We start from the raw sequence: 13,605 nt of genomic DNA, 5'->3' as shown, positions 1-13,605 counted from the left end.
GAAAATAAATAACTAAATTGTTAGTGTGTGCCAGAGATACGAGACCTCAACGCCACGCATCGCTGGCACAATTAGTTTATTCCACCTCTTCCATCAGGGTATTGAACATCACAAATTTTTCGTTAAATTTTTCCTGGTGGGTAGCCTGAAATTTGTGCAGGTGGTTCATGTAAAACTGCTGAAAATGCTCAATGCTATCAGCATTGTATTGAATACAGTAGGTAACCCCTTCGTTAGGCGAATCAATAACAGTCAGGATGCGGTACGAGCTGAAATGTCCGGTAGCCATGATAGCCGGGATATGGATGGTTTTGATATAGTTAAGCCATTCGTCATGAATGGTTTCGTCAATTATTATGGTGTCGTTGTATACAATCATGTTGTAAAATTAGTTATTTAAGTTGATTGGGTGAATGGTTGATTTAGTGAGTAGTTGATTAGGTGACTGGTTGGCATATTCAGAACAGCAGCAATTTAGACAACCACTCGCCATTTAACCTAATCAACCACTTACCAACTTTAAGACGCATCCGGTTTATCGCCCCTTAATACTCTGAAACGTTTGCGGGCTTCGTTGATCCAGAGGCTGCCGGGATAATCAGTTATGATTTTTTGGTAGTAGTTCCTGGCAGTGGTTTTATCGTTCAACCTGTTTTCATAAATGTCGCCTAACATAAATACGGCATCATCGGCCCAAAGATCGGCGGGGTGCTCTTCGACAATTTTCTTTAATAAAGGTACCGCTCCGGCATAATCCTTCTGCTGGATCAGGATGCGAGATTTTGACATCATGATATCATCATCTAAAGCATTGTTCGGGAACTTTTTGCCAATACTGTCTAATATCATTACTGCCTTTTCGGGATTTTGAGCAAAAATCTGCAAATCGGCCCGGGCGTACACTTTAAGCGCCGCCCCGCTGCTATCGGCAGCAAGATTATCCTGGATCAGCAACAATAGGTTAAGTGCATCGTTTGCTATTAATTGCGATGTAGCAACTTTCAGCACATCCAACTGTCCCTTTGCCCAGGTGAAATCTCCGGTATAATAAGCCATTTTAGCATTTCTGAATAAAGCATCCTGCCCGACGGCAGTAGCGGGAAATCTTTCTCAACCTGGCTGTAAAGCAGGGTGGCTTCCCAGGGTTGGTTGTTAAGTAGGTAAATATCGCCTAAATCAAGCTTGCAATCGGCTAAAAGGTTTGGCCTGATATCATTTAACCTGGTAGTTTCTTCCAATAATTTTTGGGCGTCCTTAAGTTTGTGAAGCTTAAAAGCTTGCAGATTGGCCAGCTTCTGCATGGCAAAGGCGGTACTGCTGTTACGGCCAAATTCGGTGAGCAAGTCGTTATAGTCTTTTTCAAGTCCAAGCAAATCTTCGGGCAGGTATTTGCCCGATGTTACTTTCAGGTTTTTGGTGTTGATCAACTCAATCTTTGAGGGGATGTATAGTGACGATGTTTTCCCTTTGCTGATAATGTATTCATATCCGCGAATGGCTTCGTCATAAGCTTCATTGGCAATGAAGGTACGGCAGAGGTCATAGATGCTGTTACCATCGTCATTTTGTCTGCGGCTCAGGGCCAGTGCCTGGTTAAGGGCCAGATCAAATTCCTTTTGCTGCAGGTACTGCCAGGTAAGCAGATCGGCATAAATGGTTTGCTGCGGATCTTTCTGAATGCGTCTCAGTAAAGCTGTTTTAAGCATATCATAATCAGCGCTACCCTCGTATACATTTGAAAAAGCATTTTCGGCCTGGTTTATAAAATTGGGGTTTTGAGGTAAAAAGTTCAGGTATTCGTCGGTGAGGGATATTTTGTCGCGCTTAAAACGGTAAAGGTTAATAAGCTCATAAGTAAACATGTTATCATTTTTAAGCAGTTTCCGTCCTTGCTGAAAAATTTTGATTGCATAATCAATATTAGCGCTTTGGTAAAACTGGGATGCCAGGGCAGCTATTTCACCCTGGTCGGCCGGGAGGCTTTTGATCAGGTCGTCATAAATAGCGTCAGCTTTGGCCATATTGCCCCCTGTGTATAAATATTACCCAGCATTATAGCATACTGGTGGTCATCAGGATGGCGGCGGATCAGTTTTTTGGTGATGCTTTCGGCTTCATCAAATTTTTTAAGGTTGAGCAGTGTATTTATGTATACACTGTAATAGTTCTCGTTGTTTTGCTTGTATAACTTTTGATAAATTTCGAGTGCTTTTTGCGGTTCGCCGTTAGCATTGTATTGCCTGGCCAGCAGCAGTTCATTGTCCTGTGCAAGCAGCCTGCCGCTAAAGCAAAAAGCAAGAATAATAACAATATATAAAGCCCTCATCTGTTCAAAAATAATCAATTAATAGGATTGCTTAAGCCGGTTTGCCATATTATTTATATAACGGTATATAAGGGTAAAATTGTAGTGACATCTTGATAACATCGAACTTATTTATCTAATTTGAGTACGTGAATAAAATGGGGTATTTGTAGCTATGTTGAGCCGGGTCAGATTTTTTCTTATTGTGAGTTGCATTATCGTCTTCTTTTCCTGCAACAGGAGTAAAGTAAGGCAGATACCTATTATTGACTTTTTTAAAACACCCGAAAGGAGCTTTTACCGAATTTCGCCCGATGGTAAATATGTATCATACCTTAAGCCATTTAAAGATAAGCAAAACATATTTATACAGTCATTAGCCGATGGTAAGGAACGAATGGTTACTCAATTTGAGGACTATTCAATCAGAGGTGATTATTTTTGGACATACAATAACCAGCTTGTTTTTTCGCAGGATCTTATCGCTACCGATTCAGTTAAAATGTATGCTTTTGATGTGGCTACCAATAAAAGCCGGATTATATTATCATTCGGTAATGTGAGGATTGGCCTGGTTAACCGTAACCGGCAGCAGCCAGATATCATCACTATTAAGACCAATGAGCGAGATCCCGGCAATTTTGACGTTTATCGCCTTAATGTGAAAACCGGCGAAATGAAGACTTACCTGCTTAATCCGGGGAATATTACTGAATGGTTTGCAGATGCCGACGGCAGGATCAGGCTTGAAAGGGCATCAGACGGGGTTAACGAAACCATCTTATTCCGCCCCGATGAGGATAAGCCCTTTAAGCCTATAATCGAAAATAATTTTAAGAATGCAGTAAGACCTATAGCATTTACAGGTATAAAAAATTATTTCTATGCGCTATCAAACGTAAACCGCGATAAGATGGCCCTGGTTGAGATTAATGCGGAAGATGGTAAAGAAGAGCGGACAATTTTTAGCTGCAGCAAAGCGGATATCACCAGTTTCGAATATTCAAAAAATAAACACCGGATAGAGTTTACCGGCTGGGACAGAATCAATGCCGCGTAAGCATTTTCTTGCACCTGATGTTGAGCAGATGTACCAAACCATTCAGCAACAGCTTAAGGGTAATGAGATCAGGGTGGTTGACCGCGACAGCTCTGAGAATAAATTTATCCTCAACACTTATACCGACCGTAATCCCGGTTCATACTATCTTTTTGAAAAAAACAGTGGTAAGTTAACCAAGCTAAGCGATATCAACTCAAGCCTTGTACCTGCCGAATTATGCGCCATGAAACCTATATCATACCATGCGCGCGATGGCTTGCTGATTAATGGTTATTTAACCTTACCAAGGGGCGATAAAAATGAAAACTACCCTGTAGTAGTTATGCCGCACGATGGTCCATGGGGGCGTGATACCTGGGGATATGATGACCAGGTGCAGTTTTTAGCCAATCGTGGGTATGCCGTGTTCCAGGTTAATTACCGCGGATCAACAGGCTATGGCAAGGCCTTCCGAAGTGCGGGATATAAACAGGTAGGCGGCAAAATTCAGGATGATATTACCGATGGGGTACACTGGCTTATTGATACTAAAGTTGCAAACCCTAAAAAGATTGCCATTTTTGGCGGGCGTTTTGGCGGTTTTTCAGCGCTTTATGGTGTGTCTTTTCATCCCGAGTTATATAGTTGTGCGGTGGTACAATACGGCCTCATTAACTTTTTTACCTATATCAAGGATGCGCCGCCGTTTGTTAAGCCTTATTTAAAAATGACTTACGAAATGGTTGGCAACCCCGAAACTGACGCAGATCAGTTGAGGGCTATATCGCCTGTTTTTCATACCGACAAAATTAAGGTACCTTTAATCATATTCCAGGGTGCCAAAGATCAGCGGGCTAATATCAGCGAGCTTAACCAGTTTGTACGCGAGCTGCGTAAACGTAACGTTGATGTGAAATATTTTTTAAAACCCAATGAACGTGCATATTTCAGGAGCGAACATAACCGTATGGAAATGTATGCCGAAATAGAGAAGTTTTTGGATAAGAATATGCGGGTTAAACCATAAGCCGACATGGCATTACAGAAAAACGCTTACCGGCAAAACTTTACGCTGATCACCATTTTCCTGGTGTTCATTTCCATAACTTTCGTGGTAGCCCTGTTTATATCTTATAACCTCACCGCAAAGTATGTTGAAAATGAGTTTTCCTCAAAAAAGGTTGAGGTACTGGAACAAACCATTAAACCGTATTATGAGTTTTTTCAGAATAAAATCCCTGAAATAACCTCCTATCAGGGTTTTCTTGATTCGGCATCGGCAGGTAAATATGCGGCCTCTGTTTTTCATGATTATAATTTTGTGCGCCGGGTTATCTTTTATGATGCCCTCATTGGCGGCAAAACTACGATGACCGTACGTAAAAATAATTTGAACATAGCTGCTAAGGCGGTTTATCAGTATTGGCACGTTAATGACAAGGTGTACGGGGCCGAGCAACGGAGAACAGTCAATGAAGATGATTTCAGAGAGATGGCTATTAAATTAAGTAATTATATTGCCTTTTCAGATACATCACGAGTATCAAGTCAGGATGAACTTTTTAAAGCATTTTGGGATGTGAAACCCGACAAGATCAGTTATACCAATGTTCTCAGGCGCGAGGATGTACGTATTTATCGTGACATGCAAATGCTCGGTAACAGCAAAGGGGCTTCATACAAGCAAAACATGATGACCTTTTACCTCGACCCGTATCTGATCAAGGTGAAAAATACGCATCCCGAGCTGTACGAAAATGTATCCATTCAACCCGTAGTATATGACCCTATTGACAGTGAGGGCGATAAACTGATAACCGAGGTGTCATTACCAGTGGCTTTTTCTGATTATAAGCTGTTCTTTAGTTCGGCACAGGGTTATTTAACAGCCGAAATTAACCGCCGCTTTATGCCTATCGGAGCTATTGTATTATTAATGACCCTGTTTTTAATGCTGATAGGCTGGCTTATATACCGTAATCTGAATGTGAACATGAAACTGTTCAAGCTTCAGTATGATTTTATCAACAACTTTACCCACGAGTTTAAAACACCGGTAAGCGTAATCAAAATAGCCGGTTCAAATTTGCGTGGCGATGGCGAACTTACCGAAAGGCAGCGCCGTCATTATGGCAAAATATTGGATGAGGAAGCTGATAAGCTCAACGAGCTCATGAACAAGCTGCTTTCCTTTACGCAGATTGAAAATAAATCCATTACTTTAAAAGAGGAAGAGATTGATATAGAGAATTTTATTAGCCGGTATATTGATACCTTTAAAATAAAGTACGCTGATTTTAATATTAAATTTAAAATCAACAGGGTTGAAACTTTTTATACTGATCCTGTATTATTAGGGAGTGTTTTTCAAAACCTTATCGAAAATGCATACAAGTATTCGCACCCTCAGCAAAAGGAGTTGTTCATCAATATTTCACAGGAAAAGCGCAATATTGTTTTTTCGTTTGCAGACAAGGGGATAGGGATACCAAAAAATGAACTGAATAACGTTTTTAAGAAGTTTTACAGAATAGAAAACCAATACAATCAAAACGGGAGCGTTGGCCTGGGTTTGGCATTTTGTAAAGAACTGGTTAATTTTATGAACGGCGAAATAACCGTTTACAGTAAGGTTAACGAAGGTTCGGAATTTATAGTTACGCTTCCATACGAAAATTAAGATATGAACAAAGAAATTAAAATTGCGCTGGTTGAAGATGACGAGAACCTGCGTTTCCTGGTTTCAGAGCGTTTGCAATCAGAGGGGTACAAGGTACTGGAAGCCGGTAATGGCAATGAAGCCGAAACCATGATATTGGCTGAGCAGCCTGATATTGTACTGTTAGACTGGATGCTGCCCGGCAAACCGGGCTCGGAGGTTTGCGGTAATATCCGCGAAAAAGGGTTCGATAAACTCATCATCATGATGACCGCTAAAGCCCAGGATGTTGACAAGATAGAAGCCTATAACTTTGGGGTATCTGACTATATCACCAAACCATATAACATGGACGTATTGGTGGCGCTGATTGAGAACAAAATCAAGTTTTCTCTTAACAGCGAAAAACCCGAATCGTACCGTTTTGCCAACATGGAACACCTGCCTAACACGCACCTCCTCATCCGCGATGGCCGTAAGATAGAGCTAACTATCCTCGAAAACAGGATCCTGCTTTATTTCCTCAAAAACAAAAACAAGGTTATCAACCGCGAAGAATTAATGATGGAAGTTTGGGGCTACAACGCCGATGTAAATACCCGCACCCTTGATATGCACATCGTTCGCCTGCGTAAAAAGATTGAAACCAATGCCGATTCGCCGCAATACTTACAAACTGTAAGGGGGATAGGGTATAAGTTTGTTTATAATCAGTAGTTTCAATTAAAATATGTCATTGCGAGCGAAGCGTGGCAATCTCGTAGCTATACAGGTCGAACATGCATTGGCCACGGGATTGCCGCGTCGCCCCCGGCACTTTAGCCCATGCCGCTCCTCGCAATGACATGTTTAAGATAATTTTCTATACACCCTCGCCACAATAAAATCTCCAAAAAAGGTTTTATTATCAATTACGCTATACCCGGCAGTGCTAAAACGCTTTTCAATAGCCGGGAGCTTGCTGGCTTCTATCCCGCAAAGCAACCTGAAAAAAATGAACATGCTTCTGAGCATTACATTCTGCCACCATTGGCCGGTTAGTTGAAAGTCGACGTTAAGCCACAATCCTTCTGGTTTGAGCAGGTTATGTAAATGGTTAAAAACGTTGTCTACCGTTTTATCCACAAAGTTATCGAACAGGAAGGGCGTGATAACCACATCAAAGCCGGCAGTAAGTTCAACGTTTTCAACAGCATCGTTAACAAAGGCAACTGTGTTTTGGCCGGTTTGCCTTTTTTGCGAGAGCTCAGTCATATTAGCCGAAATTTCCACATAGGTAATATCTAAACCCGAAGGATGTATTTTGGTGAGTTCTTCCAATATCCAGCCTGTTCCGCCACCTGCGATGAGGATTTTACTTTTTGGTGGAATAAAGCCTAATAAATAAACCTGCGCGTTTATCAAAGCTTTGCCGTAAACTATTCTTGAAAGCCGATCATAAAACCATGCCGAGTTGTTATAATTGGCCGCCATGCTTTAACGAAAAAAGTATTTGAGGGCGTTAAAGGCTACTACAATAACATACTGTAAAATCAGCACCCCATCCATATAAAAAAAGTAATAGTACTCGTTTTTTTCCCAGGCCGATCTGAAGATGAGCCATCCGGTGAGGAACATGGTAAGTGTGAGTGCAAAGAAATCAAGGCTAAAGCCATTTTGCCTGAACAGGAACATAAGTACAATGTAGCCAGTGAGCAATACCTGGCAAAACAGATAAGCACTTTTTTCACCCCAAACTACCGGGATGGTCTTAAGGCCCACTTTACGGTCGTCGAAAAGGTCCCTGATATCGAAAGGTATTGTAAGCGCACCTATAAATAAAAAGCGTTTGGCTATGAGTATAGTAGTATCGCGCATGCTGATATCGGTTAGGTGATTATGCATTGATTCCAATACCGGGAACAGTACACAGCTCATTGTCCATACTAGGGTTATTAAAAACGGTTTTAAACCGGGGATATTTCTTAAACCAAATTTATGATCGCCTACACTAAACAAGGGTAAACCGTAGCCAAATGATAAAACACTGAGAAATATGAGCAGGATCTTTGATTCGGTAGTGATGATAAAGAAAAGCGGGACCAACGATAGTAGCGACACGATGGTAAATGTTACCATAAGCCGATAATGTGCAAAAAACCAGCGTACCCTTTTATAAGGCGACCGTTGTGGTTTAGTTGGACGGGTGATGAGGATACAAAAATTGTAAATGCCCAGGGTTGATGTAAATAACAGGCCTAACACAGGGAATACAGGTTTTGATCCTATTAAATGAAATGTAAGTAAAGCCTGTGCTACAGCACAAAGCGACATGAAAATATTACTGAAGAGCAGAAAATCTAATACAGATTGTAGTAATTTCTTCATCGGTAAAAGGATAGCAGCTTCTGCCTGGATCTTTTAGGAAATTGGTAATGAGGGATCGCGGCCTGCTTTTAATGTAAATATCGTAATCTCCGGCAATATTCCAACCCTGCCGGTTAAACCAACAAAACCAAAACCTACATTTACATATAATTGTTGTTTGTTTTCCTGGTAATGACCAGCCCATTCATTATAAACATATTTTATAGGGCTATATTGAAAATGCGGGGTACGTACGCCAAATTGCATGCCATGGGTATGCCCGGCAAACATAGCATCAATTTGTGGGTATTTAGGTAATACCTCGGCCCGCCAATGCGATGGATCATGCGAGAGCAGGAGCTTTACCGGCAGGTCATCGGTGTTTTTTACGGCCAGGTCCATGCGCCCGTATTTGGGGAAGCGGCTGTATTCGCTCCAGTTTTCAATACCTAAGATCCCTATTTCTTCTCCGTTGATTTTTAGACGACGATTTTCGTTCCTGAGCAGGTTCCAGCCCATGTTTTTATGGGTGGTTATCAGGTCATCATGATTTTTCTTTTTATCTGCCGGGGAGTTCCAGTCGCCATAGTCACCATAATCATGGTTACCCAGGGTTGAAAAAACACCAAGGGGGCTTTTACTTTAGTGAAAATGTCCTGGTAGCTGGTCATTTCCGATGCTTCATCGTTAACCAGATCGCCGGTAAAAAATATCAGGTCAGGTTTTTCTTTCAGAAGCATTTCAACACCCCCGCGCACCGCTTTTTTATTATAAAAGCTGCCTGAATGAATATCCGAGATCTGCCCGATCCTTAAGCCATCAAAGGCCTTTGGCAGATTAGGCAGATACATAGTTTGATACAGTACATGATAATCATATGAACCTTTGGGCATGGCCTTTTTTATAGCGGCCAGGGGAACGGTTGCGGCAAGCAAGCCTGCTTTTAAAAGAAACTCGGAACGGGGAATGGCATCATTAATATTAGTAGCAGCGGCAGGCGCAGTTGGGAGAGTAATTGAGGTATCAGTTTTTTTCCTTTTCAACGCAATTTTTCGCCTGATATCATCGGCAAAAATGAATGGTATAAAGGTAAATTTACAGATGAGCAGGATAAATGTTACCAGCAAACAGGCTGCGCGTACACCCGTACCTGCTATGGTAATATAACCGGCAGTTAAAAGCGCGGCCACACACAAGGCCGAAAAGCCCCAATAAAAAATGGCGAATGCTTTTGATTGAAGCAATCGCCATTTTTTGAACGCGCCACGGATGCCATATAAAACATACCGGTCGGCCAGCAGCTCAATTATGATCCAGAACAATATGCTTAGCGCTTTAAAAATCATATAGCGCCATATATTTTAGTATCGGTCGTCGTCAATATCAAGGTCATCGTCATCGGGCTGCAAGTTAAATAAACTGTTAAACATATCCGAAAACGCGAAGCCATTATCCAGGAAACCTTTGTTCAATTGTGAAAATTCCGACAGGCCGTGAAGTACAAATTCCATCAGCAGCAATTGCTGGCTCTCGCCCAAACGCGGGTGGATCTTTTTTACAAGGTCTTTCAATCCGGCAACCTCTTCCAATGCTTTTTTGTATTCCTGCATGGGCATATCATCAACCAAAGCTACATTGTTGCCATCGCCAAACCAGTTAATGATAGCTGCATATGGGTTAGGGGCTTTGGCTTTCTTAGCCTTTTCCGGGTCAGGGAAAAACGATAGCAGTAAGCTTCTGATGGCTTTGCCTATCAGGATATTGGCCACTTTGCCTGGTCCCTCCAGTTCACCCTCATAAACCAGCTCAATTTTACCGGTGATGGCAGGGATCACACCTAAAAAGTCGGTAATACGTACAAAGGTAGTTTTTTCGTGGTTGATGATCATCCGGCGTTCGGCATTACTGATCAGGTTTTCATAGGCCGAAATGGTTAAACGCGCCGATACACCCGATTTTTTGTCGATATACTCAGAGTTACGGGCTTCAAAAGCAATCTGTTCCACCAGGTTTTTAACCAAACCATCAGCCTCAATAGCGATACGCTGATCATCGGTGAGGGACGCTTCCTGTTGCGTGATCTTGCGTGAAATCTCAACCGAACGCGGGTAATGTGTTAAAATCTGGCTCTCAATGCGGTCTTTAAGCGGTGTTACTATCGAACCACGGTTGGTATAATCTTCAGGGTTGGCGGTAAACACAAACTGGATATCCAGTGGCAAGCGTAATTTAAAACCACGGATCTGGATATCTTTTTCCTGCAGTATGTTGAACAGCGATACCTGGATCCGGGCCTGCAGGTCGGGCAGCTCATTGATCACGAAAATGCCGCGGTGTGCACGTGGGATCAAGCCGAAGTGGATTACACGCTCGTCCGAATAGGTTAATTTTAAGGTGGCAGCTTTGATTGGATCAACATCACCAATTAAATCGGCTACGGTAACGTCAGGGGTGGCCAACTTTTCGGTATAACGCTCAGAGCGGTGGATCCAGCCGATGGGGGTATCATCTCCTTTTTCGGTTATGATGCTATGACCAAACCACGATATGGGGTTGTAAGGGTCATCAAATAATTCTGACCCTTCAATATATGGTATATACTCATCAAGCAGGTTAACCAACAACCGGGCAATACGGGTTTTTGCCTGGCCGCGTAAGCCTAACAGTAAAATATTGTGACGTGACAGGATAGCAGTTTGCAGATCGGGGATAACAGTATCTTCAAATCCGATGATGCCCTCAAAGCCGCCTTCGCGCTTTTTAAGCTGTTCAATAAGGTTAGCACGTAATTCGTCTTTAACCGAACGGCTTTTGTAGCCTGTTTGCTTTAACTGGCCGAGGGTTTTTATATCTAATAATTTACTCATTCGTTTGTTATGATTTCACCGATGAAGATTGATTTCACCGATTTTTTGTTTTGGGGATTCCACAGATTATTTGTGATTTCACCGATTTAACTAACCTCTAATCTCCAACCACTAATCTCTACCTAACAGTCCTTCTTCTGTTTCTGATATAATCCTCAAAAATGTACTCACCAAGACCGTTCAGGGAACTGTAAAAGGCTTTGCCTCCGTTTGTTTCTGTGAATTTACGAACAAACTGCTGCAAATAAGGGTCTTTAGCTATCATAAATGTGGTAATAGGTATTTTTAAGCGCTTACATTGGGCAGCCATGTTAAGGGTTTTGTTAACCACTTTCCTGTCCAAACCAATGCTGTTTTTATAATACCTGGTGCCTTCCTTTAAGCAGGTTGGCTTACCATCCGTAATCATGAAAATCTGCTTATTGTGCGTTTTACGGCGTCGGAGCAGATCGGTAGCCAGTTCTAAACCTGCATAGGTATTGGTATGATATGGGCCAACCTGCAAGTAAGGTAAATCCTGCAAGGTTATTGGCCATGCATCGTTCCCAAAAACAACAATATCCAACGTGTCCTTAGGATATTTGGTGCGGATCAGTTCGGCAAGGGCCATAGCTACTTTTTGGCCGGAGTGATCCTGTCTTCGCCATAAAGGATCATGGAGTGCGAAATATCGATCATGAGCACAGTTGAAGTAAGGGTTTTGTAGTCCATTTCCTCTACTTCAAGATCGCGTTCGGTCATCATGAAATCGCCTATACCGTGATTAACCTGGGCGTTGTGGATAGACTGGGTCATGTCTATCTGATCAAGGCTGTCGCCAAACTCAAACTCGCGGCGTTCGGCATTTTTTTCATCGCCCTGGCCTGATTGCGGCGAGCGGTGGTTGCCTTTGCCTGATTTTTTAGCTTGCCGAAGATCTCTTCCAGAGCAGATTGCCTGATGCTTTGCTCAGTTTTTGCCGTAATTCGGAACTCGCCATTCTCATTATTTTCGTCGAGATAACCCTTTTGCTTTAGTTCATCGATGAAATCGCCCATGCCATAATCATCGTTGGTAAGGTTATATTGTTTATCGAGTTCGTTAAGCCAGGCTAAAGCTTCGCCTGCATCGCCCGATGTATAGTTGAGCAACTCGAGGAATAATTTTAACAATTCGTCAAATCCGCCTTTAGGGATTTGGTTGGGCTTAAATTTGGAAAATCCAAAACCGCGCATATTTTGTCCTTTCTGTACATAAAGGAACGGAATATTTTTAGGAAAAGTTTCGCTGCGGAAGTGATAAAATAAATTGTTAGTTAAGTATGACAATTAGATTTTTGATTTCGGAATTGGGATTTCGGATTAAAAAGTCATTTTCTATCTCCAAAAATAAATCCAAAATCGAACATTCGAAATCCGAATTCCTAAATGTAAGCCAAACTATTCAGGAGCTCAGGCGGGTATACCGGGTTAGCGCCTCGCTGGCTGGCTACGTATGAGCCAACGGAGCACGCTTTATCTACCACCTGCTGCATGGGTTTTCCCGAAAGGAGGCCGGATACAAATGTTGCCAGGAAGGCATCGCCGGCGCCTACCGTGTCGGCAACTTTTACAGGGCAGCCGGGACTATCATAAAATTCATGGTCGTGCCATACCAGTGCACCATGCTCACCGCGGGTTACGCAAATGGTTTGGCTATGATATTTGGAACGGAACTCGCCAATTTGATCGTGCAGGGAAGCACTACTTCCACCGATGAGCAGGTTGGCTTCTTCCTCGTTCATTTTTACTACGTCGGCCCGGGCTACCAATGTTTCAATAGTTGACAGGGTGTAATGCGGCGGGCGAAGATTTACATCAAATATTTTTAGCGCCGGGGTTTCATCAAGCAGGTTTAATAAGGTTTCGCGGGTAGTAGCGGTACGGCAAGCCAAACTGCCAAACACAATGGCCCTGGCTGCCTGGGCTGCTTTAGTGAGTGCAGCCGATGGTTGTATGTTATCCCATGAAACGGGTTGGGGAATAATATAAGTAGCGGTGTTGGTTTCATCAAGCTGTACGGTAACTTCACAGGTTGGAAATTCATCGTCCTGCTGAATCAGGTCCGAATACAGGTCATTGCTTTTTAAAAAGCCTATCAGTGCATCGCCCGAGTTATCCATACCCACAGAGCTCGCAAACGCTGTTTTTACACCTTGCTGTACCAGATGCCGGGCTACGTTCATGGGTGCGCCACCAGCCTTTTTTCCGTCGCCAAAAGCATCCCATAAAACTTCGCCGAAGCTTAATACCTGATTTTCCATAGTTAATTTGTTTTTTTGCTGCCGATGAAAACCAAATATACTGTATTAAGTTGGATTTTATTTTTCGTTTGAACCATGATTTTAGTCATTTTTAGGATTAAAGGA

Annotated in this window: 14 protein-coding genes and 1 pseudogene; 4 read left to right on the top strand and 11 right to left on the bottom strand. The window is 42.4% G+C overall.

Features of this window, described 5'->3' with window-relative positions; translation table 11 throughout:
• Positions 1-76 precede the first annotated feature (76 nt).
• The 4 genes from ACRQ5D_RS05230 to ACRQ5D_RS05215 all read right to left on the bottom strand — a co-directional run bounded on the left by ACRQ5D_RS05230 (position 77) and on the right by ACRQ5D_RS05215 (position 2,326).
• Entirely contained in the window at positions 77-379 is a 303-nt protein-coding gene (locus ACRQ5D_RS05230) for a DUF4286 family protein (protein WP_090530427.1), read from the bottom strand.
• Positions 380-519: 140 nt separating this feature from the next.
• On the bottom strand, positions 520-1,056 hold the full coding sequence (locus ACRQ5D_RS05225) for a tetratricopeptide repeat protein (RefSeq protein ID WP_431199186.1): 537 nt from the start codon (positions 1,054-1,056) through the stop codon (positions 520-522).
• Positions 1,002-2,021: a tetratricopeptide repeat protein gene (locus tag ACRQ5D_RS05220; RefSeq protein ID WP_432328518.1), complete on the bottom strand. Its 1,020-nt coding sequence runs from the start codon at positions 2,019-2,021 to the stop codon at positions 1,002-1,004. Before ACRQ5D_RS05220 ends, ACRQ5D_RS05225 begins: the two co-directional genes overlap by 55 nt.
• Positions 1,988-2,326, bottom strand: coding sequence for a tetratricopeptide repeat protein (locus ACRQ5D_RS05215; RefSeq protein ID WP_432328517.1), 339 nt, complete (start codon positions 2,324-2,326; stop codon positions 1,988-1,990). The genes ACRQ5D_RS05220 and ACRQ5D_RS05215 overlap by 34 nt, the downstream gene beginning before the upstream one ends.
• Positions 2,327-2,510: 184 nt before the next feature.
• Between ACRQ5D_RS05215 and ACRQ5D_RS05210 the strand changes: the two genes are divergently transcribed.
• The 4 genes from ACRQ5D_RS05210 to ACRQ5D_RS05195 are packed head-to-tail and all read left to right on the top strand — an operon-like array spanning position 2,511 to position 6,723.
• Complete coding sequence (locus ACRQ5D_RS05210; protein ID WP_432328516.1) at positions 2,511-3,365, top strand: hypothetical protein; 855 nt, start codon at positions 2,511-2,513, stop codon at positions 3,363-3,365.
• The gene (locus tag ACRQ5D_RS05205) at positions 3,355-4,374 is read left to right on the top strand and encodes an alpha/beta hydrolase family protein (protein ID WP_432328515.1); all 1,020 of its coding nucleotides are present in this window, start codon (positions 3,355-3,357) and stop codon (positions 4,372-4,374) included. The genes ACRQ5D_RS05210 and ACRQ5D_RS05205 overlap by 11 nt, the downstream gene beginning before the upstream one ends.
• 6 nt (positions 4,375-4,380) lie before the next feature.
• Complete coding sequence (locus tag ACRQ5D_RS05200) at positions 4,381-6,027, top strand: sensor histidine kinase (RefSeq protein ID WP_091171688.1); 1,647 nt, start codon at positions 4,381-4,383, stop codon at positions 6,025-6,027.
• Positions 6,028-6,030: 3 nt separating this feature from the next.
• Positions 6,031-6,723: a response regulator transcription factor gene (locus tag ACRQ5D_RS05195; protein WP_090530416.1), complete on the top strand. Its 693-nt coding sequence runs from the start codon at positions 6,031-6,033 to the stop codon at positions 6,721-6,723.
• Between the two features lie 132 nt (positions 6,724-6,855).
• Here the strand turns inward: ACRQ5D_RS05195 and ACRQ5D_RS05190 are convergent, their stop codons facing one another.
• The 7 genes and pseudogenes from ACRQ5D_RS05190 to ACRQ5D_RS05160 all read right to left on the bottom strand — a co-directional run bounded on the left by ACRQ5D_RS05190 (position 6,856) and on the right by ACRQ5D_RS05160 (position 13,500).
• Positions 6,856-7,479, bottom strand: coding sequence for a class I SAM-dependent methyltransferase (locus ACRQ5D_RS05190; RefSeq protein WP_091171690.1), 624 nt, complete (start codon positions 7,477-7,479; stop codon positions 6,856-6,858).
• 3 nt (positions 7,480-7,482) lie between these two features.
• Entirely contained in the window at positions 7,483-8,373 is an 891-nt protein-coding gene (locus ACRQ5D_RS05185; protein ID WP_256337491.1) for a hypothetical protein, read from the bottom strand.
• Between the two features lie 33 nt (positions 8,374-8,406).
• Entirely contained in the window at positions 8,407-8,964 is a 558-nt protein-coding gene (locus ACRQ5D_RS05180) for a metallophosphoesterase (RefSeq protein WP_431200953.1), read from the bottom strand.
• Positions 8,889-9,698 carry a metallophosphoesterase gene (locus tag ACRQ5D_RS05175; protein ID WP_432328514.1) on the bottom strand — a complete coding sequence of 270 codons (810 nt, stop codon included), beginning with the start codon at positions 9,696-9,698 and terminating at the stop codon, positions 8,889-8,891. The genes ACRQ5D_RS05180 and ACRQ5D_RS05175 overlap by 76 nt, the downstream gene beginning before the upstream one ends.
• 15 nt (positions 9,699-9,713) lie before the next feature.
• The gene (locus ACRQ5D_RS05170; RefSeq protein ID WP_091171696.1) at positions 9,714-11,219 is read right to left on the bottom strand and encodes a sigma 54-interacting transcriptional regulator; all 1,506 of its coding nucleotides are present in this window, start codon (positions 11,217-11,219) and stop codon (positions 9,714-9,716) included.
• A 118-nt stretch (positions 11,220-11,337) separates the two neighbouring features.
• Positions 11,338-12,433: pseudogene (locus ACRQ5D_RS05165) on the bottom strand (vWA domain-containing protein).
• 188 nt (positions 12,434-12,621) lie between these two features.
• Positions 12,622-13,500, bottom strand: coding sequence for a carbohydrate kinase family protein (locus tag ACRQ5D_RS05160; RefSeq protein WP_091171699.1), 879 nt, complete (start codon positions 13,498-13,500; stop codon positions 12,622-12,624).
• Between the last annotated feature and the right edge of the window lie 105 nt (positions 13,501-13,605).

The sequence above is a fragment of the Mucilaginibacter sp. P25 genome, from assembly GCF_050859465.1.
In the GTDB taxonomy this organism is placed as follows: Bacteria; Bacteroidota; Bacteroidia; order Sphingobacteriales; family Sphingobacteriaceae; genus Mucilaginibacter; species Mucilaginibacter gossypii.
The sequence above is the reverse complement of the archived record's forward strand: the minus strand, read 5'-3'. Positions and strand labels throughout refer to the sequence as shown.